This is a genomic window from Limihaloglobus sulfuriphilus (assembly GCF_001999965.1).
Classification (GTDB): domain Bacteria; phylum Planctomycetota; class Phycisphaerae; order Sedimentisphaerales; family Sedimentisphaeraceae; genus Limihaloglobus; species Limihaloglobus sulfuriphilus.
The window spans coordinates 598430-622613 of record NZ_CP019646.1; the positions used below are offsets into that span (position 1 = coordinate 598430).

20 protein-coding genes are annotated in these 24184 nt (G+C 47.4%); 11 read left to right on the top strand and 9 right to left on the bottom strand.

The annotated features are described in order from the left end of the window. Nucleotide 1 precedes the first annotated feature (1 nt). The 7 genes from SMSP2_RS02290 to SMSP2_RS02320 all read left to right on the top strand — a co-directional run bounded on the left by SMSP2_RS02290 (nt 2) and on the right by SMSP2_RS02320 (nt 11440). On the top strand, nt 2–979 hold the full coding sequence (locus tag SMSP2_RS02290; protein ID WP_146682410.1) for a type II secretion system protein: 978 nt from the start codon (nt 2–4) through the stop codon (nt 977–979). A 131-nt stretch (nt 980–1110) separates the two neighbouring features. Further along, the gene (locus SMSP2_RS02295; protein WP_186804808.1) at nt 1111–1974 is read left to right on the top strand and encodes a pilus assembly FimT family protein; all 864 of its coding nucleotides are present in this window, start codon (nt 1111–1113) and stop codon (nt 1972–1974) included. Continuing rightward, nucleotides 1958–2809 carry a prepilin-type N-terminal cleavage/methylation domain-containing protein gene (locus SMSP2_RS02300; RefSeq protein WP_146682412.1) on the top strand — a complete coding sequence of 284 codons (852 nt, stop codon included), beginning with the start codon at nt 1958–1960 and terminating at the stop codon, nt 2807–2809. The genes SMSP2_RS02295 and SMSP2_RS02300 overlap by 17 nt, the downstream gene beginning before the upstream one ends. Nucleotides 2810–3012: 203 nt before the next feature. After that, on the top strand, nt 3013–3147 hold the full coding sequence (locus SMSP2_RS02305) for a prepilin-type N-terminal cleavage/methylation domain-containing protein (protein ID WP_146682413.1): 135 nt from the start codon (nt 3013–3015) through the stop codon (nt 3145–3147). A 175-nt stretch (nt 3148–3322) separates the two neighbouring features. After that, entirely contained in the window at nt 3323–4213 is an 891-nt protein-coding gene (locus tag SMSP2_RS02310; protein ID WP_146682414.1) for a hypothetical protein, read from the top strand. A gap of 26 nt (nt 4214–4239) precedes the next feature. Beyond that, nucleotides 4240–8211: a hypothetical protein gene (locus tag SMSP2_RS02315; RefSeq protein WP_146682415.1), complete on the top strand. Its 3972-nt coding sequence runs from the start codon at nt 4240–4242 to the stop codon at nt 8209–8211. 46 nt (nt 8212–8257) lie between these two features. Then, nucleotides 8258–11440 carry a hypothetical protein gene (locus tag SMSP2_RS02320; RefSeq protein ID WP_146682416.1) on the top strand — a complete coding sequence of 1061 codons (3183 nt, stop codon included), beginning with the start codon at nt 8258–8260 and terminating at the stop codon, nt 11438–11440. Between the two features lie 72 nt (nt 11441–11512). On the opposite strand, the gene SMSP2_RS02325 is transcribed toward SMSP2_RS02320, so the two are convergent. From SMSP2_RS02325 to SMSP2_RS02345, 5 genes are all read right to left on the bottom strand, one after another. Beyond that, complete coding sequence (locus SMSP2_RS02325; RefSeq protein WP_146682417.1) at nt 11513–11776, bottom strand: hypothetical protein; 264 nt, start codon at nt 11774–11776, stop codon at nt 11513–11515. Between the two features lie 100 nt (nt 11777–11876). Continuing rightward, entirely contained in the window at nt 11877–12965 is a 1089-nt protein-coding gene (locus tag SMSP2_RS02330) for a pyridoxal-phosphate-dependent aminotransferase family protein (RefSeq protein WP_146682418.1), read from the bottom strand. Nucleotides 12966–13036: 71 nt separating this feature from the next. Further along, a complete protein-coding gene (locus SMSP2_RS02335) occupies nt 13037–14335 on the bottom strand; it encodes a DUF1015 domain-containing protein (protein ID WP_146682419.1) in 1299 nt (432 codons plus the stop codon). Nucleotides 14336–14503: 168 nt separating this feature from the next. Beyond that, the gene (locus tag SMSP2_RS02340) at nt 14504–15076 is read right to left on the bottom strand and encodes an NUDIX domain-containing protein (RefSeq protein WP_146682420.1); all 573 of its coding nucleotides are present in this window, start codon (nt 15074–15076) and stop codon (nt 14504–14506) included. A gap of 20 nt (nt 15077–15096) precedes the next feature. After that, the gene (locus SMSP2_RS02345; protein ID WP_146682421.1) at nt 15097–16479 is read right to left on the bottom strand and encodes a sulfatase-like hydrolase/transferase; all 1383 of its coding nucleotides are present in this window, start codon (nt 16477–16479) and stop codon (nt 15097–15099) included. Between the two features lie 158 nt (nt 16480–16637). On the opposite strand from SMSP2_RS02345, the gene SMSP2_RS02350 reads away from it, so the two are divergent. After that, nucleotides 16638–18023 carry a sodium/glutamate symporter gene (locus SMSP2_RS02350; protein ID WP_146682422.1) on the top strand — a complete coding sequence of 462 codons (1386 nt, stop codon included), beginning with the start codon at nt 16638–16640 and terminating at the stop codon, nt 18021–18023. Between the two features lie 33 nt (nt 18024–18056). Here the strand turns inward: SMSP2_RS02350 and SMSP2_RS02355 are convergent, their stop codons facing one another. Both SMSP2_RS02355 and SMSP2_RS02360 read right to left on the bottom strand, forming a co-directional pair. Further along, the gene (locus tag SMSP2_RS02355) at nt 18057–19151 is read right to left on the bottom strand and encodes a Gfo/Idh/MocA family protein (protein WP_146682423.1); all 1095 of its coding nucleotides are present in this window, start codon (nt 19149–19151) and stop codon (nt 18057–18059) included. Next, nucleotides 19136–19789 carry a ThuA domain-containing protein gene (locus SMSP2_RS02360; protein ID WP_146682424.1) on the bottom strand — a complete coding sequence of 218 codons (654 nt, stop codon included), beginning with the start codon at nt 19787–19789 and terminating at the stop codon, nt 19136–19138. The genes SMSP2_RS02355 and SMSP2_RS02360 overlap by 16 nt, the downstream gene beginning before the upstream one ends. A gap of 158 nt (nt 19790–19947) precedes the next feature. Here SMSP2_RS02360 and SMSP2_RS02365 point away from each other — a divergent pair, with 158 nt between their 5' ends. The 3 genes from SMSP2_RS02365 to SMSP2_RS02375 are packed head-to-tail and all read left to right on the top strand — an operon-like array spanning nt 19948 to nt 22609. Next, the gene (locus tag SMSP2_RS02365; RefSeq protein WP_186804809.1) at nt 19948–21207 is read left to right on the top strand and encodes a GAF domain-containing SpoIIE family protein phosphatase; all 1260 of its coding nucleotides are present in this window, start codon (nt 19948–19950) and stop codon (nt 21205–21207) included. 44 nt (nt 21208–21251) lie between these two features. Beyond that, on the top strand, nt 21252–21929 hold the full coding sequence (gene cmk / locus SMSP2_RS02370) for a (d)CMP kinase (protein WP_146682426.1): 678 nt from the start codon (nt 21252–21254) through the stop codon (nt 21927–21929). A gap of 2 nt (nt 21930–21931) precedes the next feature. Continuing rightward, nucleotides 21932–22609 carry a lysophospholipid acyltransferase family protein gene (locus SMSP2_RS02375; protein ID WP_146682427.1) on the top strand — a complete coding sequence of 226 codons (678 nt, stop codon included), beginning with the start codon at nt 21932–21934 and terminating at the stop codon, nt 22607–22609. 8 nt (nt 22610–22617) lie between these two features. Here SMSP2_RS02375 and prfA read toward each other — a convergent pair whose 3' ends face one another. Next, nucleotides 22618–23706 (bottom strand): peptide chain release factor 1, encoded by a 1089-nt coding sequence (gene prfA, locus SMSP2_RS02380; protein WP_146682428.1) that lies wholly within the window; start codon nt 23704–23706, stop codon nt 22618–22620. Between the two features lie 221 nt (nt 23707–23927). After that, a complete protein-coding gene (gene rpmE / locus SMSP2_RS02385) occupies nt 23928–24152 on the bottom strand; it encodes a 50S ribosomal protein L31 (protein WP_146682429.1) in 225 nt (74 codons plus the stop codon). Nucleotides 24153–24184: the final 32 nt, after the last annotated feature.

The window sequence follows — 24184 nt, forward strand, 5'->3', positions numbered from 1 at the left end:
AATGAAACGATATGTAAAGTACAGAAATAACGGTTTTACGCTGGTTGAGATAATGACCGCTGTTGTTATTATCGCAATTCTGGTCGGCGTGCTCATACCGGCTTTGAGCGGGGCACGCCAATTAGCCAGAGAAATTCGCCAGAAATCTCAGTTCACTGCCATCGGCACAGGGCTGGAGATGTTCAGAAACGATTTCGGTCAGTACCCCGATTCATATCCCTTTGATGTTAATGGCGATGAATATACCGGCGCCCAGATACTGGCAGAAGCGATGGTCGGCCACGATACACTCGGTGTCAGCAAGTACACCCGTTTCCGCCTGGACGGCAGGGGAGATGTTGACGGTGACGGCGTGGTAGGCAGCAACGAGTACCTCTATTTTGCGCCGGATGAGGATCCAAACCAAAATGAGATTGCAGAAAGGCTCGCCGAACGCAAAGGCCCCTATGTAGAACCTGACAAGCTGGGCATATATACCGTTGAAGACCTCTACGGAAACACCAGAAGGCCGCTCGGCGATGAAACTGTACTTATAACAGACACTTTTATGAAAAAAAATATCCACATCTCAGAGGCTGTCCAGGACAGAACCGGTGAATACAAAACCGCCAAGGCTGGTATGCCCGTGCTATATTTCCGCGCGGATACAACAAAAATACTCCAGAACCAGTTTCAGAGGGGTGATTTTACTCAGAGAGAAAGCATCTACTGTTACGAAGACAACGAAAGTGTCTTGATTGCAGATATACCGTGGAGTATCAGCCAGGATGAAAGCGACAATTACTGGTCAAGCGCGGACACCTATGACCTGGCGGGAACTGCGGCGGCAACCAAATTCAACACTTTTATAGTAAACGATAAAATGAGCACATCTGCCCGGGATGTTCCCTATAATCCGAACTCTTATATACTTATGAGTGCCGGCCCGGACGGCTTGTTCGGCACGGAAGACGATATGTTCAACTTTGATAAAGAATAGTGTAATAATTACGAATTACGAATTACGAATTAGCAAGAAAAAGCAATTAAATATAATCCTGTAAATCTTGTTAATCCTGTCCAATATTTTTTAAAACCAGAAATTGGAATTCGACAGAATCCATTGATACTGTGAAAAATAAAACCAAACAATTGAATCATGAAGAACACGCCGGCAAGAGCGGTTTTACGCTGGTTGAAAACCTTGTGGCTCTCTCGATCATTGTAATCGTGGGCAGCTTAGGGCTGTTCAGCATCCATTCGTTTCTTGATTCGTATGAATCCGGCGGCCAGACCCAGTTCCAGATCGCCGCGGCACTGTCCAACGCCCGTGCCATAGCCGCCAGAGAAGGCCGCTGTGCAGGCGTGCGTTTTCAGCGTGAATATGACCCTCAGGGGTTCGGCAAGGCAGATCAGTATATGATATTTATCATAAAATCCGATTTGAACAATGCTTCAAGCTATGATATGGATTCTTTCCACGCAGTCGATGGCAAGAAACCTATAAAACTCTCCGGCTCTGTTATGGTAATGTCAACAGAGACCGGAAGCTACGGCGGTCCTGTCAGTTCAGATTCAAGTATCGACACCGAAGAAGAGCTCAGAGATGCCCTTACCTTTTCGGTCGTATTTTCCCCTTCCGGCAGGCTTATAAAACCGCAGGTGCTGGTCCGCAACAGAGATAACGCCGCTAACCCTGATAACGAAGGCGGCAGCTCTATCTCGTACGATGCTGTGTTTAATTCGTTTAGAAATGTAACTTCGCAAGACAAATTCTACCAGGCAGGACAGTTCTTTCAGGATAACGCCAATTCAGGAGCGGTTGACCCGATAGACGGACTCGAACAGGAAGCCGCGGTGGACGCATTGATGCTCTTCAGCCGCGAGGACTTTGAGAATGTCGATCCCGGTTACCGCTGGAGCGATTTCCTGGTGTTCGTAAAACCCTTTAATATAAACACTTATTCGGGAGAGCTGATTGATCCAGAAAGCTGACAAAAGCACGGGCCCTGTGCCCGCCGCATACCGAACGCGTTACAGCGGCTTTTCCCTTACTGAGGTGCTTGTCGCCGCGGGGATACTCACCGTAGGCATGATGCTCGTGCTTACGCTTTTCCCCCTGGGAATACAGCTTACGGCAGAGACGGTTAAGCAGAATATGGCATCTGTTGTCGCCTCCGAGGCGTTTGCCAAGGTGCGGCTGCATATTGTAAACGTGGAGAGCTTCATAGATGCCAACGATGATACAGAAAAAACAGAGCTTTTTGACAATGCTGCAGGCGGCGGTGTCAATATAAGAGACTGGGACTTTTATTACCCATCTACCCCGCTGCGTGCTGCGGATGCGAGTGACCAGCCGGAGTCATCACGTTACTTCTGGTCGGCTCTTATCAGGCCTGTCAACCCCCAGACCGGCATCTTCCAGGTTACCGTTCTGGTTTTTTACCGTCAGGACATGCAGTCTGAATTTTATACTGAAACCGGCACAGATGATGAGCTTGAGCTGATTGAGGTAAGTGTCACTGACCCCGGAATGGTTGACATTGAAAGCTGGCTTGAGTATGGCGGAGATCATTGGCTGATAACAGAAGACTCGCCGATTATAGACAGCAAGACCGGCAGGATATACCGTGTCATGGAAAAACGCGTTGAAAACAACGATGCCGTTTTCCGCATTGACCGCGGCTGGGTAGAGCGGTACGGCGACCCCGATCAGAGCAGCACCAATTCTGACCTGCCGGCAGATGTCTGGATAGTACCGCCGCCGGTGGGAGCCTCGGGAACCAACTGTATAGGTGTGTTCCAGCGGGTTATGAGCGTTGAGAATTAAGAATTAAGAATTAAGAATTAAATAGACATGATTAACAAGATTTACAAGATTATAAATAGTCGATAGTTAATAACTAAGAGTGATGAGTGACGGATTCCATAATTCTTAGCTCTTCAATTTTCACTCTTAACATTATCCTGTTAATCTTGTTAATCCTGTCAAATTAGATTAAGAGAAAATTTGAGCCGGCAAAAGATAATACAATGCAGAATTTTAAAAACATACAGGCTATAAACGACAGTGATAAACGCAGGCTTTATGCTTTCACGCTTGTTGAGCTGCTTGTGGCGCTGGCCCTTGTTGTGATTATGCTGGGAATTTCGGCACTGGTTTTTTAAAACCGCTGTTGAAGCTCACCGCTTATCTGACGCTGCGGCAGAGATTTCCGGTAAACTCAACATCATAACATCACAGCTCGACCGCGATCTCAAAGGTCTCCGCAAGGATGCCGAAATATTCGCCATCTGGCGTGCGGGCGATACAGAGGAAAACGGCAGGCTGCCCAGATTTGACATGATGATGTTCTACTCGCAGGGCAGTTTCGAGACATTCAACAGTTACGGCTATTCTGACCACGAGGACAACGATTATACCGGAACCATAAAGAGTAATCTTGCCAGAATTACTTACGGTCTGGCGGATTCACAGGACGGCACTCAGGTTGTCAAGATACAAAACCAGACTCCCGAAAAGCGTATGCTCTATCGGAATATGCACGTTGTAACCAATTTTGATGCGGGTGAGGTTGATGCCGACGGGGGAGACGGCGAAATAAGCCCCTACGACTTCGAAACCAGCGGGTACACATTTAACGCCGCCGAGTTTAAGAGGCATAACGAGGAAAAAGAATACGATGAAATCGGCCCGGCCCAGTGGATGCGGATTCCGGACTCCGACAAACGGGATATCTGGGCGGTTCTGGCTGATGTTGAGATCGATATCCAGGGACTCCCAAACAGTACGGTAACGCCCGGCACAAATGAAACCGGTCTGCTGCTGGATAACAGCAGGCCCGAAACACTGCACAACCTGCTTTGCCGCGGCATAGGCCAGTTCAAAATACAGGGCTGGTACTACGACCAGACCGGCAGCCCAAGTGTGTGGCGGTGGGTTCCCGAGATTGACCCTGACGGAGACGGCGATTTTTCAGACAGCGATTTTGAAACCTCCGGCCCCTCACAGCTGGATTACTCCAAACTCCCCGGGATAATATACCCCGCAGTAGGTCTGCAGATGGATAATGTCCCCCAGGAGCAGCTCGACCCTGAATCGCTTGTCATGGGTAACTTCAACAATATACCGGGCCTTGGAAGGGCACTGAAATTTACGTTTACAATTTATGATTCCAGAGGCATTATACCTGAGGGAAAAACCTTCACGCATATTGTCTATCTCGATGAATAACCGCTGTTCTATTTGAGGTATTTACTATGAAGAACAGTACACAGATAACATATAGAAGGGCTAATAACTTGCGTAATAACAGAAGAGGTTCGGCATTGATCCTTGCTGTAGTAATGACGACGCTGCTTGCCATCGTCGGCATGATATTTGTAATGGTTGCCAGGGTTAATGAATCGGCAAGCTCTTCTCAAACCGTTTCAGCCGAGCTTGACAATGCCGTCAATACGGTTATAGGCCACATATCAAGAGAGCTGAGTGAAGATGTCCCCGGCGTTGATGACTCTGAATACTACGATTACCCCGGCGACAATGACCGATGGCTTGCCAATATTGAGCCGTACCTGCCCCAGGATAATCAGGGGGCTATAACCAATTCAGAATCCGCGACAGAACAGCTGGAAAACTGTATCTGGCAGCAGATAAGCGATGTGACGGGATATCTGACAAATAATTACGGAAAATCAAATTATGACCCTATCAAAAACGTAAATGTTATGCCTGGTGAATTCGACCCTGACAGCGCTGACAATGCCTACAGATACAACGCCGCGGCAAAATATATCCCCGAATACCCACAGCTTTATTTCAATGAAGACGGTGAGCTCATGGAACAGCTCGCGGACGCTGACGGCGACGGCATAGCAGATTCCAAATGGATTGAGCTTGAAGATGTTACAACGGCTAAGGGCGAGCAGGTTTTCGCCGCGGTCAGGGTCATTGACAACTGCGGTATGCTGAATTTAAATACCGCTGCTTTCCTTGACATGGAGAGTGATACAGAGCCCGAAAATAAAAAGCTCATAGACGGCTCCTCGCTTCTGCATACTGACCTCTCGGGCATACTTCTAAAGACTGTTAATGAGCCGTTCAGCAACACGCAAAGGCCGCAGGACAGCGGGTTGTTTTATCTCTTTGATGGCATTAAAGAAGGAACAATCGGCGAAGAATACTCTATAAGAGGGCGGACTCAGCCCGACAGCGGCAATGACGACTGGTATGAAGATCCAGAGTCATTTATTGCTCTGAACCAGTATTACATCTGGCAGCTGGAAAAAACCGCTTCAATGCTCAGTCCGGATGAGGCTTACATACTGGGAGGCGGACAGGAATATTACGGCCGTGAAGGCGTAAAGATTAGAGATAACAACTCGGCGGCGGATCTGGATGATTACTTCAGTTTTTTCAAACCGTTTGATGTTTCCGACGAATTGTCGCTGCGGCACAGGTTCTGCATTGACTCCCCGGAGTGGTCCCGCGTCAAACATCTCTGGCCGATGCGTGATATAGATTCAGACCGAGACGATTATATGCTTCTGCCCAGAAGCCGGCCGTATGCCACAGCCGACGGCAAACTTGAATACTGGATAAACCGTCTTGCCGTTGACGACCGATATCTTGATCCGACAACACAGGTAGAGGTAGAGGGCAGCGGCAGTCAGGAAGAAATTTTTAAATCATCTGATATCAAACATCTGCTCACGGCCTACAGTTTTGACAGGACTATCGCACCAGACGGTACAAAGCAGTTTGCCCTTAATATTGATCCTACAGCCGAGGCCAGGCTGCTCGACCGGCGGGACGGCGTGCCGGAGAATTACAGCCAGAGAACTGCCGAAGTCCTCTACTATACGCTTGTTAAAGCAAGGTGCGAGGGCATGGGCGAAGTTGAGGGCCAGAGCGGAAATTCAAGCGAAGATCTTGATGAAGACGAGCTTATCAGGCTCGGCCAGCTTGCTGTAAACATAGTTGATATGCGTGACCTCGATACGGATATTACATGTCTTGACCTCCGAATCGAGAACGCTAAGTTTTCAGACCCAAGGTATAATCATCTTAATCCTGATGTCTGGCTTGATTCCAGCGACGATGATCCGACAAATGTTATAACCGGTACAGATACCTATGTATATGGCGTAGAGACACAGCCGGTAATCAGCGGCATAGCGATAGCTTATGAGCCGCTTCTTTCAGAAGACCCGGAAAACCCCGTTGACTACAGCGAACAGGAGCCTGTATCACATTATGCGGTTGAGATATACAACCCCTTTGATTCGCCGATTCAGCTTCGCAGGGTGGATGATTTTGCCATTGAGACACGCGACAGAATGACCTGGTCTCCCGACAGACGTGATACCTGGAGGTATTTCATTGACAGGGGCAGCAGCGGCATAGTTGAAATACCCGCCCGCGGTTTTATTATCGTCTGCGACAGTGCTAATTTCTGGGCACCCTACATTGAGAACAACGCGGATACGGTTGTTGTCCAGTGGGCAAACCTAAAGCTCAGTTACAGCCTTTCTATAGAAGACCGCCACACGGGCCAGAGCGGCAGGCGAATGGTTGATTCGCGTGTTCGCATCCCCGGCGAGGTGCTGATAAGCCGCAGAGTTGAAAATATTTACACCGATTATCGCAGGGCATTTACCGACCGTCAGCCCATACAGCCCCGCATGGTGGAATGGGACTGGACAAGTGATGAGGTTCAAATCAAATATTACCGCAGAAATGTGATGGGCTCTGACAGTTCACACATTTACAAAAATGATGCGTGGTGGTTCTGCGCATGGCAGGAAATGGCCTACATTGGTGATCCGTCAAAGTCCGAAGACTTAAGGCTCGGAACGGAAAACCCCTCCGGCGGAGATGATACGCCGGGTGAGAATGAGATTCTTGTGCGAGAAACACCGGAGACTGATCTCTCAATGCCGTTTGCCAGGTACGAAGACCAGATTCAGTACTTCCATTCTACTCTCTCCGACCGGCCCGAGGAAAACGACAGGCGAATAGAGGGCAGAACGATTCTTCATTTCAACAACGTTGGTGAAATCTCGCGTATCTGGGCAGTCGGTCCCAGGGAGTGGCAGGATGTAGAGCCGATTATGGACAGGCTCGACAGTGAGTTTACAAACTATATCGATAATGAGCTGAACTACTCAGAGCTTATGGATGCGCTTGGCGGCACTGACCCTGAAAATCCGCAGGAACCTACCTATGACTGCGATGATTTTATAAAGTGGCAGTATTATTATAGTTATGAGGATCCGGACAGCGAAGAAGCCATCACCTATTTTGATGATTATACGGTCATGGACAGGCTCAAGTATGTCAGTCCCACCGGTTTGACGGATTTCTCTATTGAGGAATCGGAAGTCCGCCTGGATCTGAGTGACCCAAGATATGCTAATATTTTTAATTATCTAACTGTTTTTGATCCCGAAAACGACTACATCGACAACGATGGCGACGGTATTGTTGATGAAGAATGGTTTGATGACGGCATTGATGATAACCCCGACAGGGATGTTGCTGATTTAGAGGTGCAGCGGCCCGGCGTAGAATGGAAAATTCCCGGCAGGATAAACATCAACACCGCTCCCTGGTTTGTCATAGCCCAGCTGCCCTGGGTAAAAGCCGACAAAGATAACCCCGATGAAGTCTCTGATGATGTCACAAAAGAAGAATTTGCCCTCGCCCATGCCATTACCGCTTACAGAGACATGATTCAGGTGGACGAGAGCCCCGAATATGACGATCGCTGGCAGGTTATCGGCAGTGAGCTTGGAAACGAGATTGACAGCGATGATGTCAGGGGGATGCCGGGTTTTGCTTCGATAGGCGAGCTCAACCTTGTCCTGAACACCAGCAATGACGATTACCGAATAGACAAGCTGGGGCAAAACAACAAAGACATTGACGGATTCCCGGATATTTACAGCTATGGAGGCAACGGTGATGACGCGATTGACGATTTCGAGGAAAAAGATCTGATATTTACCCGCCTTAGCAATAACGCCACTGTGAGAAGTGATGTATTTACCGCTTATATCCTTGTGAGAGTTGGAGTTAACGGCCCTCAAAAAAGAGTCATCGCCATCCTTGACAGGGGGAATGTCCACCCGAATTATGACAATGACGGTGGAGTCGAACAGAACAAAAAGACGGTAGGAAAAGTAAAGATAGTGGGCATGAAAACCATAACTGATACCGGAATGCCCTGATTTGATTTAAATAATGTTTAATGCCGGATATTACGAGGCACTAATTATGAAAAAACAGCTTTTTGTACTTTTACTATTGTTATGCAGCCTGCCGGCTTTTGGCAGGTTGTTTGATAACCGTCCTGTTCAGCTCGTTCAGCCCGACGGCACGGCGATCAAGGCGTTCATCAGCGGGGATCAATTCTATATGGATATACGTCTGGCTGATGGAACTTCCATTGTAAAAGACCCCCAGAGCGGCTTTTACTGTTACGGAGTAATCGCTGACGACGGCAGCCGCATCGTATCCACAGGTGTTCCGGCAGGCTATTGGGGTATGAAGTCTTCTTCTGCGGGCTCAAAGGCCCTGCTTTCAAAAGAGGCCCGGGATTCCATTCGTAATGAAGCCATCGAAGCCCTTTTTGATGATTCTGATACAACACAAAGCTCAATGTTAAAAACAGCCGAGCCGGCCGAGGAAGGCTATTTTTATGATGCGCTGGGAGTAAAGACCGGACTGGTGCTTTTAGTGTATTTCCAGGACGACATTGATGGAAACCCCGATCTGCCGGAATACTCCGGTTATGCTCCAAATGCCGTTGAAGTTGCCGATTTTTGCAACCTTCAGGGCTATGAAGGCCTGGATATGAACGGTTCGGTGAGGGATTATTTCAGCGATGTTTCCCTTGGTAATCTGGATTTAAATTTCACTGTTTCCGGGTATTACATGTCGCAGAACGAGCAGGCCTATTATGAAACATATTCAGAAGATAACCCGGAAGCCGGCAAAGACGGCGCTGATGTCCTGTTTGAGGAAATAATCGCCTCGGCCTCGGTAACACCGTCTGATTACGATACGGTTATCCTTGTTTACGCCGGCTCGACCGGCAATTTGAGCGATATCCTCCCCAAGACTGATTTTTCACCCCAAGAGGGCGTTTATTACACATTACTGGATACAGATTACACATTCGGCCTGGGCAATTTCGCCTATTCAACCGCTCTGACCGGCCTGGGCTGGAGACAGAGTGTCGGCGGTGAGTACTGCCTTATGGACGACGGGGCTTATTTCTATAATCCTGTCAAACCCAATGCCGGTATGAGAGTGCTTTCCGGTTGGATTATTCCCGAGGAGCTTACCGATAGCGACTTAGACACAACAGTAACATGTGAACCGGACCAGATATATATCGTTAAAAGATATGATGACCAGGGTCAGCCTTACGAGCCGCAGGAATATTTTCTCCTTGAAAACCGTTCTTCACAGGAGGGCAGCCGGGATGAACGGATTCCGGGCAGCGGCGGGTTGACAATCTGGCGTGTCAGAAATAATAACATCTCAATGATCACGCCGTACTATTATTATGAACCGAATCCCTGGTATAACAGAGATTGGACGCCGACAACCATACCCGGTACCGAGTGGTCAGATTACACAATATCGCATCTGGCCTTTACAAACATAAGCTCGCCGGGTATTGTTATGTCGTTTAATTTCGGCCAGGAGTTCCCGCCTCCATCTACAGGGAATATATACATCATGCAAACTGACGGAACCGTCGGTCAAACAGCTTACGCAGAAATTCAGTCGGCCGTAAATGCCGCTCAACCCGGAGAAGAGATCCTTCTTGAACGCGGCGGGACATTCTATGGAAATCATGTTATTGTTAACAAGAATATTACAATCCGAAGCTACGACGAAACGGAGCCCGATGCAATATTTCCAGAAGAAACAATTGTTGAAGGTTATTATAACAAACCTGTCTTCGATCTGAGAGATTCTGATAATGTAACTCTAAGAGGTCTAACGATTACAAACGGCAATTCCGTTTTAGGCGGGCTTATGCCGTCTATGGGTGAGCACGGCGGCGGCATCTATTGCCTTGGCGGAGAGGCAAATATTGCTGATTGTATTATACACAGCAACTACGCTTACCGCTCCGGCGGCGGAATATACCTCAACAGCTGCCTGGCATCGATTGAACGCTGCCGCATTTTTAACAACACGGCCGAAATCGCAAGCGGCGGGGGAGTCTTTTCTATCTGGGAGGGCAATCCCAATCAGCATCGCCGCGACAACCTGAGCACTGTGAAAAATTGCGAGATCTTCGCCAACACCGCAAACTGGGGCGGGGGCATAAGCTCGGTATATGAAAGCTGGCTGGAAGTGGTTTTCACTACAATCGCATACAATAACGCCGTTACAGAGGGCGGCGGCGTTGACTGCCAGGACGGCTCTGCCATGCTCATGAACAGCATTATCTGGGGCAACATGGTAAACGGCGATATGAACAGCTGGCAGCTGAGCATGAGAAATCTCAGTTCTTTTTCAGCTGTTTATCTCCATTACAGCTGTATGCAGAAAAACCAAGTCAATATCGGCACGGAAGAGGAACCTGTTTATGAATACAGCTTTGCGCATCCGTGGGATACGGAAGTCAGTTACCGCAGTGTACTTTCAACTGATCCGCAGTTTGCACTGCCGGTAGTTGAGCTAGAATATAAAGGCCTTCTGGAAACTTTGCAAGAAGCCGTAGATAACGGCACAGAGCTTGAAATAGAGATAGCCCGCCAGGCGATTCTGGATTATTTAGCATTAAGGGATTTTCACCTTAAATCAGCCCAGGGTCGATGGACAGGTGCAGGTTTCGAAAACGACGGTGTTACCAGTCCCTGTATAAACGCAGGAAATACCAGTCCGTATGAGCCGAATGAAGATAATCCTTACAGCGATTTTTATGCTTTAGAGCCAGAGCCCAACGGCGAAGTTGTGAATCTCGGCCGCTACGGCGGAACAGAACAGGCAAGCAGATCAACACTAACGATCGACCTTGGCTATTATGAGTATCTTGCCGCAGACTATAACCAGAGCGGCGTTGTTGACATTGATGATTACGATGTTTTTAATGGTTTATATGCCAATTATCCCGGTGAATTTGATCCGGAAACAGATTACAATTCTGATGGTGAAGTTAACGTTGATGACTGGATTCATTTCCAGATGTTTGATCTTAAAGCTGATAACCTAATTGAGAATATAGACCTGAAGTCTTTCCTGCATCTTTACAACGGTTATATAGAGACTTTTGACATTGACGGCAGCGGCGATATAGGAAACGGAGATTATGCTGTCTTTGCAGCGGATTATTCCGGTGATTATAACGAGAGGTCAGATTTTAACGGCGACGGTAAAATAGACTTTACCGATTTGAGCATGTTTACACAAATATGGCTTTTCTATCAACTGTGACGGCCGAGTTACATGTAACAGGAACAGATTCACGCAAATCGGTTATGGCTTAAACATAGGGATCTGCTCTGTTCATTTCAGCCAGTCGTTAATATTTGACGCAAGAACAGCCGGGTCTTTTTTTTCAAGAATGTGTTTTCTGATGGATGCCGGAATTTCGATGGCGGCCATCGCCTTATCTACACGTTTCCAGAGGTTCTCTCGTTTGGATTCAGAATCTGCGAGGTACAATTCAGTAACAAGCTCCTGAAGTGACTGAAGTTTTATAGCGTCAAGGTTCTTATAATAATCACTGATTATTTTTTCCTGTGTGCGGCTGTATTCTTGTTTTGCCATTTGTCGGCCTTTTATGTGATAATAATGAAAAACCGGCTGAGAATATCTCTCAACCGGTTTTATAGTTTGTTTTATGAGCCGTTTCCGGCATTACAGTCTATTAAAGCTCATCATCAATCCAGCCGAGAAGCTCGGTCAGGTCATTGATGGTAATATCACCCATGTGGGCTATACGGAAAGATTCTTCTTTGAGTTTGCCGTAACCGTTGCCAAAGGCCGCATTGTGTTTTTCTTTGACAGCTGAAATGACCTCAGCAACGTTTATGCCTCTGGTGTTTTTGACAGCGGTCAGTGTGTTTGACGCGTATTTCTCGTCCTCGGCAAAGAGTGCAAATTTGTCCTTTGCCCAGCCGCGAACCAGCTCCGCCATTTTCTTGTGTCTTGCCCATACGTTTTCCATGCCTTCGGCAAGCATCTTCTCGCACTGGAAGTTCAGCGCCATTATCTGCGGTATTGCAGGAGTTGTCGGCGTCTGGTCTTTTTCAGCGGCTTTTGCGAACTGAAGCAGGTCAAAATAGTAACCTCTGTTAGGCACAGTTTCGGCCTTTTTCATAGCTCTTTGGCTCACTGCGAATATTGCAAGTCCCGGCGGAATGGCGAATGCCTTCTGAACCGAGGCAAAAGCAAAGTCCCAGCCCCATTCATCAAATTTCAGCGGCAGACCGGCCATAGCAGATACACAGTCAACAAATACCAGGACATCTGGATATTTTTCCTTAAGCATTTTGCTGATCTCAATTACCGGATTTGTTACGCCGGTACTTGTTTCGTTATACGCAAATGTAACCGCGGCGTATTTTCCCGATGCGAGTTTTTCGTCTATAAGCTCCGCGGTAACCGCACGGCCCCAGTCAACCTTAAGCTCATCGACATTCTTGCCGCAGGCCTTAGCCACTGATGAGTATTTGTCACTGAAAGCACCGCACATGCAGCATAGAACGGTTTCGTCGTCTTTGACCAGGTTTCTCATGGAAGCCTCCCAGCCGCCGGAGCCCGACGATGTGCTCAAGAATATATTCTGCTCGGTAAAGAGCATTTTTTTGAGCTTTGCCACGGTATCGCCGTGCAGCTGTGAGTATTCCTTCGCCCTGTGGCCTATGGTGTACCTGGATAGCTGTTCGAGTACTTCAGGTACCACATGTACGGGTCCCGGGATAAAGAGTTTTGGTGGTTTTTTCCAGTCAACCATGAGTTATTCTCCTGATAAAATGTTTTTTAACATATTTTAAATACCGCTTTTATCGGTATGTTATCCGTAATTTACAGTTTATTTATTACAAGTCCGGTAAATATTTTTGGGTAGAAAAATGTAGATTTCTGGGGCATTTTCTCACCCGCGGCGGCTACCCCTTGAACCTGCTCTATACGTGTCGGGTTCATAAAGAAAACAGCCTGTTTCTCTCCGCTGTCAACAAGCGCTACAGAGCGGTCAATGGCATCGCCTATGTCTTTAATATACTCAAGGTTACTCTCGCTTGCAAGTGCCTGTTCGTTAATTCCAAGAATTCCTTCAAGAATAAGCCTGTGGAGAACTGTCACGTCAAGTTTCTGCGAGGCTTCGCTGAGCCCGTCGGCAACCTGCTGAATACTTTTGATATCCTTTAAGACAGCTCTGCTGAAAGTGCCGGAATTGTCGTATATACCGAAAGAAATTCCGGCTTGATCAAAATCTTTCTTTAAGTCTGCAAACATTTGATCTTTGTCGGTATTTTTATCTTTTCCGTAAACCGTAACATCAAAATCTCCGCTGAGCTTAGTTTTAAGCTCTTTCGGGTCAAAATCAGCAAGGTTTCCCACAAGCCGGTGTGTCGGCAGTATAACGAGGCCCTCGTTGTGCATATTGACAAAAGTCATCATCCTGAAAGCCGCTTCGGGTTTACCGGTTTCATTGAAGTAGTTCAGGGCAGTTTCATACCGATGGTGCCCGTCCGCAATCACCGCATCTTTATCCGCCATCATCGCGGCAATGTCGGTGATATTAGCCTCGCCGGTTATGGCGTAGAGCGAATGAGTTACATTTTCGTCATCCACAAAGCTCAGAAGCGGCTGATTCTTAGCAGCTTCGGCAATAATGGCATCGGCAATGCACTCAGGGTCATCGTAAAGCATAAATATCTGTCCAAACTGAGCTTGTGTTGCACGCATAAGATTTAGACGGTCTGCTTTAGGCCCGTCAAGCGTCTTCTCGTGCGGGCGGACGCCCTTGCCGAACTGCGCCAGCTTGCCAAGAGCTATAAAACCGCTTCTCGTATAAGACTTATCCTGCGCCTCGAAGCTCTGAACATAGGCGTATATCGAATTTTCAGGGTCCTGTTTGAGGGCTCCGGACTCTATCCAGCTCTCGAAATAATCCGATGCCCGGGAGTAAACGTTGTTGCCCTCTTCGTCGAATTCTGCCGTTTTGCCTTTTGTGACGCGTACTATGTTGTACTCGTTCTGCTGATAGAGCTTTTCCTGCTGCTCGTCGTTGATCACATCGTAGGGCGGAGCGATGCAATCCGCAGAATTGCCCACTACGTCATTACTGAATCTGTAACCTTTAAATGACTTTATTTCCATGGTTTGTTTACTTATATTAAATAACTAATAATTTCTCAAGCCGCGATTGTTATCGCAGTATCGAAATTCTAAAGAAAAAACAGCAGTTTTCAATAAAAAAGACTTCAACTGTCCTTTAATCTTCAATTTTGCCGCTTTATAAGCAAAAATATACTGTTTTAAGTATTTTCAGGCCAATTCAAGTGTGTTTGAGATTGCAAAATGATACAAAATGCCCCAGGCTTTAGCCGCGACAAATTTATCTGATTGAAGCAGTGCAGAGAGATCCTCAACACTCATTAACAATGTTTCAATATCTTCATTGCCTTTGAGGTATTTATTGGACACTTCTCCCTCAGCCTCAACTATTGCCATTATGCAGGATTCGTCTGTCATGCCAGATGAAGAAAAGACAGGTTTGCTCGTATGTTTCACACACTTGAGCATTAACCCTGTTTCTTCTTTCAGTTCTCTGCCGGCGGCATCTTCTACAGATTCGCCGGGGTCGATCAGTCCCGCCGGGAAACCGTATTCATAGCCGCCAATAGGCACCCTGAATTCTTTGGTTATAACAAGCCTTCTGCCTCGCGGCGTATCTATCAAAGGTATAATGACAACCGCATCAGGTGCCGCGGCCTTTTCAATGGGTGTCTCCTTACGGGAAGACATCAGCCATTTGCCGCTGCGATTGTTATGCTTATACTCAATCTCATACAGATTCAGCCATTTGGAATCTGTTAGTTTTTCTATTTTGTATTCCATGGTGATGCTCTGTCCAAAGCCTATCGGCGGATAAATTCGGGATTTGCGTATTTCCAGTTCTTATAAATACTTATCAGCTCGTTTACCTTTTGAGGTTTTTTGTCGGCAAGATTTGTCTTTTCCTCGGGGTCCTCGCTTAGATTGACAAGAAAAATCGGCTCGATTTTATCATCGAGGGTTTCTTTGCTGCTCGTATCCCAGGCATTTCCGATTAGTTTCCAGTCGCCCTTTCTGACAGCCCACTGCTCCCCGATCTGCCAAACGTAGTGTTCATGCTGGTTTGGGCTATGCGGGTCTTTTAACATCCCTTTAAGGCTTTTACCGTCAAGCTCTCTTATCTCGTGCCGGATACCGCAGAGATCTGCTATTGTAGGCAGCCAGTCAACTTCAAACGCCGGCTGGTTAATTACCTGATTTCGCGGCAGCTTTCCGGGCCAGCTTATTATGGCAGGTACCTTTATGCCGCCTTCAAAAAGGCTGAATTTTGCGCCGCGATGAATCCCGGCAGAGCCGCCGCCCCAGCCGCAGCGCTCTTCAGTTGAGTGGCCGTGATCAGACTGGAGCACAAATATGGTGTCATTTTTCAGCCCGAGCCGCTCTATTTCGTCTATTAAGATCCCGATTCTCTCGTCGATGGTGGAAACGAATGCCGCGTAGTCCCTTCTCTGTTCGGGAAGATTTTTGTAATAATCACGCCATTTCGGTGCGGGCTGAACAGGGTAGTGCGGCAGGTTAAAGGCAAAATACAAGAAAAACGGATCACCGGAATTCTCATTGATATATTCTAATGCCTTTTCAGTCATCAGGTCGGGGAAGTACTCACCGTCAAGAAAGACTTCTTCCCTGTTTTCATGAAGGTCGTGGCGGTTAGGTCCGTACCAGTAGAAAAAATGTGAATAATTGTCAATACACCCGCCCATATGGCCGAATGAGTAGTCAAACCCTTGAGCGTTGGGCATCGTATCTTCGCTGTAGCCCAGGTGCCATTTGCCTATGTGTGCGGTTTTGTAGCCGGCGGATTTCATTACCTCGGAGATAGTTACCGTTGATGAGGGCATACCGGCATTACCCTTGGAGGAAGGAGCATTTCCCGGCATTCCGGCGGCTTGTGGAGTCTTGCCGGAAAGAAAAGCCGCCCGTGAAGGCGAACATATAGGGGACGCGGCATAAAATTGCGTAAACCGGCTGCCTTCCGAGGCAAGTTTGTCCATATTAGGCGTATAAAGGTCCTTCGCGCCGTAGCAGTTCATGTCGATTGTGCCCTGGTCATCGGTCAGGATGTATATCACGTTAGGTTTTCGCCCCGACGAGCGGCTAAGAGAAGCAGAACAGCCTGAAATGTTTATCGCTGCATAGCTTAGAGATACGGCTGTGATTTGTTTTAAGAAGTCTCGTCTGTTCATGGTTAAGCTCCTGATGGAAATAACATAATACAAAACTGTTAACAAGAATGCTATAATATAATTCTTGTAGATTTTTTCAATTAGTTTATTATTTCAAGCAAGCGGTTGAGCAAACTTTTGGTTGCTGTTCGAGTTATAAAAATTTTTGGGATATATCCATGATATCATTTTCGCTTCTATGTGTTTTGCTTGTACTTGGTAATGTTATCCGTCTCAAATGGCGGCTGATGCAGCGGCTGTATCTGCCCAGTTGTGTTATTGGCGGCGTGCTGGGACTCATTGTAATTCAGGCATTCCGGCTGGCGGCAGGTTCCGGCGGATGGTTTGAAACGTTTTACTCGCATATAAACGAGTGGACTGCGCCATGGAGTCAAATCCCCGGACTGCTCATAAACATTGTGTTTGCGTGTCTTTTCCTCGGAGTAAAGATACCCGGTATCAGAACTATCTGGCAGAGAAGCGGCCCGCAGGTAGCTTACGGTCAGTTTGTTGCATGGGGTCAGTATTTCGTCGCTATAGCACTGTGGCTTTTTGTACTTCGGGCGGTATTTCCCGATCTTCCGGCGATGTTTGCAGGTGTTCTGCCTGTTGGATTTGAAGGCGGACACGGCACAGCCGGCGGGCTTGGGCCTACTTTTGAACAGTATAACTGGTCCGCAGGCAAAGATTTTGCTTTGACCAGCGCAACCTTCGGTATCGTCAGCGCTATCGTCATAGGAACTGTACTGATAAACTGGGCGGTACGCAAGGGTTACACTGTACATGCCAAATCACCCGTTGACATGACAGAAGATGACACGATAGGCATTATTCCGGTAGGTCAGCGGCCATCGGCAGGCAGAATTACTATAAACACAGACATCATCGAGGCAATGAGCGTACATTTAGGGCTTGTCGGCATTGCGTGTCTGATAGGAATAATTATACAGAAATCGCTGATTGGCTTCGAAAATTCCATAGAACCCATGGCTAAACTTGGCCTGCTCAAAGGTTTCCCGCTTTTTCCTCTCTGTATGATCGGCGGGCTTACAGTACAGAAGTTCTTTGACAAGTATGATAAGCATAATCTCATTGATCTTGGCCTTATCCGCCGGATACAGAACACAGCGCTGGATTTTCTGGTGGTAGCCGCCATCGCAACCATTCGAATTGAATTAGTAGCCAAGGGTATAGTCCCTCTTATCCTTCTTGCTGTTGTTGGTATCGCCTGGAACGTCGGTGCGGTTATGTTTATAGCCAAAAGATTCCTCCCCGATGCCTGGTTCGAAAGGGCAATAGCCGAAATGGGACAGAGCATGGGTGTAACGGCTACCGGACTGCTGCTGCTGCGGGTGGTTGATCCTGATTACAAAACATCAGCCGCGGACGCATTCGCTTATAAACAGATTATCCATGAACCGTTTATGGGCGGCGGCCTGTGGACCGGCATGGCGATACCGCTGCTGGCAATAAAGGGCGGCTGGTTTGTTCTGGCTATATCAACCTCGGCACTGATAATCTGGCTGGCGGTTTTGTTCGTTTTCAAGTCTAAGCAAAAACCCTAAAAGAGGGCGGCTGTTATATTGCTTTACTGCGAATCACGGCTGATTTATCTGCCGGAACGGCCTGGGCTTTGTGCAGCTTGAACGAACTATAAGGGTTTTACTCTGGTTTGATGAGTTTATTATTGAGTGCATTGTATCGAGTACGTGATACGCCATTCGCCCATTAGCGCAGTGGGTATAACCCGAATCTATGCAGGCGGCCATATCCGCGACACCTATGCCGCGGCTGTTTTCCGCGAAACCGCCAATGAGCCCAATATCCTGCCATTGCTTTTTATCTTTAGTATAGAGTTTTACCACGCCGCCAAAGCCGTTAGGATCCGGCACAGAGAGTGAGCCTTCGCTGCCGTATATCTCGATTCGGGGCAGGCTGCTTTGCCAGATATCAAAACTCATTACCATAGTTCTCATTGCACGGCATTCCATTTCAATCAGGCTCATAACATGTGTATCCACCTCAACATCAATGATTTGCCCTTTTTTCGGCTCGCTTGTTATCATTCTCTGTTTTCGCGGCATTGAAGCCATGCCGCTGACAGCATGAACCGGGCCCAGCAGAGTAATAAGTGCTGACAGATAATACGGGGCCATGTCGAACAGCGGCCCGCCGCCGGTTTTGTAATAAAATTCAGGGTCGGGATGCCAGCTTTCGGTGCCGGAGCTGGTCATAAAAGCTGTGAATGAGAGCGGTCTGCCGATTGCTCCCTCATCGATCAGCTTCCTGCAAGTCTGAATGCCCGCCCCCATCACTGTATCAGGAGCACAGCCTGTCAGGAGGCCCTTTTTGTCTGCAAGTTCAAGTATTTCAAGGCCTTGCTCCCTCTCATTTGTGAAGGGTTTTTCATTATATACATGTTTGCCGGCCTCTAATGCCTGTTTTGCAATTGAGTAGTGCGCCGCGGGCACTGTAAGGTTCAGTATAATTTCAATGTCATCTGAAGCCATTATTTCTTCAACGGTGCAGGCTCTGGGTATGTTGTATTTGGCAGCCTTTTCTTCCGCACGCTCAAGCACCAGGTCAGCACAGGCTCTCACATCTACGTTTTCAAGTTTTGAAAGGGTTTGGAAATATATGTCGCATATCTTGCCGCACCCGACTATGCCGATATTTCTTATTTTGATGCCCATAGCATACCTCTTTTCAGTATTGTTTGTATCTGCGGTATTTCCAATTCTTTTGCGGTGTGTCCAAGTGCCAGGTAAAAAACGCGGCCGCTGCCCCATCTTTTTTTCCACGCAACCGGCATAACCACGCCTTTTATCCAGTCTATACCGTCATGTTCGCCGGAAAATTCGGTTTCTGCAAGAACATCAACTCCAGGATCGACATGCAGGTAGTATTGTTCGCTGGTATGCGAAAAGTTCTCAATCCCGGCCATTACAGGGTCCTGCGGCTTTGTGATGTTTACAGTATAGCTTACTTTGTCGCCGCCGGGGTGTGAGACCCATTGGCCGCCTGTCATGAAGTGGTATTCGGTGCAGTTCCTGAAAGAATCGCAAAGGCCGCCGTGCCAGCCGGCCAGACCGGTGCCGGATTTAACGGTTTGAATAAGAGATTCTGCCTGCTCATCGGTAATCTCTGCCATGGTTGTACATTGAACGATCAAATCTGCCCATGCCATTAACTCATTGTCCAGATAGCTGTTGAGCGAGTCGGAGAGAACAGTCTCAAAACCTGAATCCTCAAGGATCTTTTGAGCCGCCAGAGTGCATTCCTTTGGTTCGTGTCCTTTCCAGCCGCCATAAATCATAAGTGCTTTTTTCATTCTCTATTCCTTTTGTAAAGTTCTTATTACGGAACATGATAGGAGAATCACCCGGCGCTATCAATAAAAAACATGAAAATTCGCATTTTACTACCTTAACCGCAACATTCTTGATATAATTTTGCCTTTGATTATCATAATAAAATAATATGCCGAAAATGAAGAAAAAACAGAAAATAACTGAGCGCATAAACGCTATCTCTGATATGGCCGCGGGCAAATCTTCTTTGCAGCAGGTTCTTGATCAACTTGCGCAGAGTGCGGCTACATTGAGCAATGTAACTGCCAGCTCTATACGGCTTCTCAGCGATGACGGCAAAAGTCTCGAAATGAAAAGCACTTACGGGCTTAGCGAAGACTATCGCAACAAGGGGCCGGTAACACTCGACGACCCTGTTATCGGTGAGGTGTTCAAGGGCAAAGAAATAATCGTTGACGATATGCGGGTTGACAGCCGGGTTGTGTATAAAGAAGCCGCTGCCGCGGAGAATATCGTCAGCCAGCTTTCAGTTCCACTGCGGTTCCAGGAAAAGGTGATCGGTGTTCTTAGACTTTACAGCACAAACCCCAAGAACTTTGGAGATGAAAATGTTGCCATGGCAAGGCTTATAGCCTCCCAGTGCGCTATTTCCATCACCAACGCAAAGCTCTACGCGGCAGCTCTGAGGGGAATCAAAATAAACGAACAGATGAAACTTGCAGGAGTTGTTCAGCGGCGAATGCTGCCGCAGAAAACCCCTAATATGCAGGGATTCGGGATCGCCGCCGCGTACAAGCCGTGTTACAACGTCGGCGGAGATTTATACGATTTTATACAGATAAATGATGACATCTTTGCGGTTGTCATCGCGGATGTCATGGGCAAGGGCCTGCCGGCGGCTATTATGATGAGTATGTTCCGCGGCTGGCTGAAGGCTTACACGGCAATGCTTACAGACTGCAATGAGCATGATATACAACGGCTTATCGTGAGGCTGAACAGGATGATATGCCGTGAGTGTGAGGTAGGCGAATTCGTTACACTGTGCTTTGCAGTGGTCAACCGCAAGGAAATGTCTGTAAGCTATTGCAGCTGCGGGCACGACCCAACATATATGATAAGAGACAAAAAGATAACAGAGCTGAATAAAGGCGGCTTAATACTCGGTGTTGAGCCGGATGCCCAATACGAAGTTGAGACTGTTGCTCTTGAACCCGGCGATGTTCTTCTTTTTTACACCGACGGTCTTGTCGATGCGGAAAACTTTGAAGGTAAATTATGGGGCAGAAAACCCTTCCTCGATATCTTGAGCAAATATGACAACTGGTCTGCTGAGGTTACTGTCGGCACTATTCTGGCATACCGGAGACGCTTTACCGGAATCGCCCCTCAAGCCGACGATACCACTATAGTGTGTGTCAGGGTCAAAGCCGAATAAGCAGACTGAATAAACACTTATTTTTATTTTACTCTAAGCTGATAATGTCAACGATAATAACAATAGACGGGCCTGCGGGCAGCGGCAAAAGCACTGTCTCAAAACAACTTGCGGGCAAACTTGGATATACCTTTCTTGATACCGGGGCTATGTACAGAGCCGTTACCTGGGCGGGCATGCGCAGCGGTGTTGATTTAAATGACACCGCCGCGATGACAGAGGTAATTAACAGCAGCAATCTGGATTTCCAGAATTCCGGAGGTGAGACACTTGTTACCTGCCGCGGCGAAGATATAAGCGATGAGATCAGAAGCCGGGATGTTACTGAAAAAGTTAACGCCGTAGCCGCAAACCCCCAAATGCGAAACATACTTGTTAAAATGCAGAGAGATTTCGCAGCCAGACACGGTTCCATTGTCACCGAGGGAAGGGATCAGGGAACTGTAGTCTTCCCAGATGCCATGTTTAAGTTTTTTCTTGATGCAACCCTCGAAGAGAGAAGCATTAGAAGGTATAAAGAGTTTAAAGCCAAGGGGATAGATTACGATCTTGATGAAATTAAAAAATCAATTGAAAAACGGGATAACTCAGATATAAAACGCAGTTCCGGGCCTCTCAAACCCGCAGATGATGCGGTGAGGATCGATACATCTGAGATGAGTGTCAAAGATGTGGTTGGATATATTCTGAACCATATAAAGAGCGGCGCAGGGAGGGTTTGATAATGGCTAAGCAGCGTGATATAAACGGAATAGGGCGTTTCTGGTATTGCATAATCCGAAAGCTGATGAAGCTGCTTGCCGTAATGTATTTCAGGACAGACTTTAACGGCTCAGAAAATGTCCCCTCAGAGGGGGCGTACCTGCTTTTGTGCAACCATCAAAGCTATATGGATCCTGTTTTTTGCGCCGCCGCCGTTAAAAACCGAAAGCTCTGTTTTCTGGCCAGAGAGAGCCTTTTCAGGAACAGATTTTTTGGTGCTTTGATACGCTCGCTCAATGCGATTCCCGTAAGACGCGGCGAAGCTGATATCGCGGCAATGAAACGCGTAATTGCCCGCCTTAAAGACGGCAAGATAGTTTGCATGTATCCCGAGGGAACAAGGACAGTTACCGGTAAAATTTCACCGATTAAACCAGGCTTTACCCTGCTGTGCCGCCGCGGCGGGGCCGGCGTTGTGCCTATGGTGATTGAAGGCATGTTTGATGCCTGGCCAAAGGGGCAGAAATACCCCAAAAGAGGCAAAGTCCATGTAAAAATCGGCGAGCCAATATCTTATGAAGATATAAAGTCGATGAAAGAAGACGAGTTTAATTTTAAAATCAATCTCATAATGCGAAATATGCAGAATGAGCTCAGGGAGAACATGGGCCTGGAAAAGATTAAATACCCTGAATCTTAACTTTATGCTTAGATATTTTCCAGCCGCTGCTGTTTGTCATACACACGCAGAGCCTGTATGATTTCTTCCATTTCACCCATCATTACCTTGTCCAGGCAGTACAAAGTGAGGTTGATTCTGTGGTCTGTAACCCTGTTTTGCGGGAAATTATATGTACGTATTCTTTGAGAGCGGTCGCCGGAGCCGATCATTGTTTTTCTCGCAGAGTCCCGCTCTGCCCGTTCTTTGCTCATGAAATGTTCATAGATTCTTGAACGCAGTATCCGCCAGGCCTTGGCACGGTTTTTGTGCTGGCTTTTCTCATCTCTCATGCTGACTGTTATTCCCGTCGGAACGTGTTCAAGTTTGATTGCACTGTTAATCTTGTTGACGCTCTGGCCTCCGGGCCCGCCTGCGCGGCTTACATGCTCGAGAACATCGTTAGGGTCAATGTTAATCTCAACCTCTTCCGGTTCCGGGAGAACTGCGACAGTCGCGGCTGATGTGTGGATACGCCCCTGCGATTCAGTTTCAGGAACTCTCTGCACTCTGTGCCCGCCGCCTTCGTAGCCGAGCTCTGCCCATACTCCGGAACCCTTGACACTGAATACTACTTCCTTGAGCCCGCCCATTTCCGAGCCGCTGAAAGAGAGATTTTCAACTTTCCACCGATGTTTCTCCGCGAAACGGGTGTACATGTTGTAAAGATCTCTGGCAAAAAGGGCGGCTTCGTCCCCGCCGGTACCCGGGCGGATTTCCATTATGATTGAATCAACCGCGGCGTCGTCTGCCATTACAAGTGTATCTTTTATCTCCTGGAGCAATTCTTCGCTTTTGGGCTTGAGCTCGTCAATTTCCATTTCAGCCAGCTCTACCATCTCCTTTTCAGTGTCATTGTCATTGATCATGGAGTGGGCGTCTTCAATCTGGCTGACAGTGCTTTTGTATTCTCTGTACAGGGTTATGATGTTGCGCATTTTGGCCTGTTCCCTGGCCAGGGGAATCAGTTTATTCGGGTCAGAAGCAATCTCCGGATCTGATATCTGGGCCTGGATAGATGTATATTTTTCATCAAGCTCTTCAAGTTTTCCAAGAAATCGTGTATTCTGATCCGACATGAATTTACCTTTCAAATAATGGCCGGCGGGGGAGGCTGTTTGAGCGGTATCTCTTTCTGGCAAAAGTTAGTATAGTTCGAATGCATCTCGTTACCTTCTCCAGAATCAGAGAGGCCCTGTTGTTGGGAGGTTATTAACTGATTCCACAAAAAAAACGCTGCCGGCATAATGCCCATTAACAGGGCAGTATCCCAACAGCGTTTCAGATTTTTCTTAAAAAGCTACTTCTTGCGGAACTTATCCAGCATGTTGCCCCCAAAACGCTTGTTGAAGCGTTCAATTCTACCGGTGGCGTCAACAAACTTCTGCTTGCCGGTATAGAAGGGGTGGCACATAGAGCAGATCTCAGCGTGAATCTCGGACGCTGTGCTGCGAGTTTCAAAAGTATTACCGCAACCGCAGTGTACTGTTACTTTATCGTATTTAGGATGTATTTTAGCTTTCATGGTATTAGTCTCCGTTAAATAATTTCAAGAGA

What these genes read in the sequence shown, in the direction of transcription:
- SMSP2_RS02290 (WP_146682410.1), top strand. Translation starts at nt 2, where the DNA reads ATGAAACGATATGTAAAGTACAGAAATAACGGTTTTACGCTGGTTGAG.
- SMSP2_RS02305 (WP_146682413.1), top strand. Translation starts at nt 3,013, where the DNA reads ATGCAGAATTTTAAAAACATACAGGCTATAAACGACAGTGATAAACGC.
- SMSP2_RS02310 (WP_146682414.1), top strand. Translation starts at nt 3,323, where the DNA reads ATGATGATGTTCTACTCGCAGGGCAGTTTCGAGACATTCAACAGTTAC.
- SMSP2_RS02315 (WP_146682415.1), top strand. Translation starts at nt 4,240, where the DNA reads ATGAAGAACAGTACACAGATAACATATAGAAGGGCTAATAACTTGCGT.
- SMSP2_RS02320 (WP_146682416.1), top strand. Translation starts at nt 8,258, where the DNA reads ATGAAAAAACAGCTTTTTGTACTTTTACTATTGTTATGCAGCCTGCCG.
- SMSP2_RS02325 (WP_146682417.1), bottom strand. Translation starts at nt 11,776, where the DNA reads ATGGCAAAACAAGAATACAGCCGCACACAGGAAAAAATAATCAGTGAT.
- SMSP2_RS02330 (WP_146682418.1), bottom strand. Translation starts at nt 12,965, where the DNA reads ATGGTTGACTGGAAAAAACCACCAAAACTCTTTATCCCGGGACCCGTA.
- SMSP2_RS02335 (WP_146682419.1), bottom strand. Translation starts at nt 14,335, where the DNA reads ATGGAAATAAAGTCATTTAAAGGTTACAGATTCAGTAATGACGTAGTG.
- SMSP2_RS02340 (WP_146682420.1), bottom strand. Translation starts at nt 15,076, where the DNA reads ATGGAATACAAAATAGAAAAACTAACAGATTCCAAATGGCTGAATCTG.
- SMSP2_RS02345 (WP_146682421.1), bottom strand. Translation starts at nt 16,479, where the DNA reads ATGAACAGACGAGACTTCTTAAAACAAATCACAGCCGTATCTCTAAGC.
- SMSP2_RS02350 (WP_146682422.1), top strand. Translation starts at nt 16,638, where the DNA reads ATGATATCATTTTCGCTTCTATGTGTTTTGCTTGTACTTGGTAATGTT.
- SMSP2_RS02355 (WP_146682423.1), bottom strand. Translation starts at nt 19,151, where the DNA reads ATGGGCATCAAAATAAGAAATATCGGCATAGTCGGGTGCGGCAAGATA.
- SMSP2_RS02360 (WP_146682424.1), bottom strand. Translation starts at nt 19,789, where the DNA reads ATGAAAAAAGCACTTATGATTTATGGCGGCTGGAAAGGACACGAACCA.
- SMSP2_RS02365 (WP_186804809.1), top strand. Translation starts at nt 19,948, where the DNA reads ATGAAGAAAAAACAGAAAATAACTGAGCGCATAAACGCTATCTCTGAT.
- cmk (WP_146682426.1), top strand. Translation starts at nt 21,252, where the DNA reads ATGTCAACGATAATAACAATAGACGGGCCTGCGGGCAGCGGCAAAAGC.
- SMSP2_RS02375 (WP_146682427.1), top strand. Translation starts at nt 21,932, where the DNA reads ATGGCTAAGCAGCGTGATATAAACGGAATAGGGCGTTTCTGGTATTGC.
- prfA (WP_146682428.1), bottom strand. Translation starts at nt 23,706, where the DNA reads ATGTCGGATCAGAATACACGATTTCTTGGAAAACTTGAAGAGCTTGAT.
- rpmE (WP_146682429.1), bottom strand. Translation starts at nt 24,152, where the DNA reads ATGAAAGCTAAAATACATCCTAAATACGATAAAGTAACAGTACACTGC.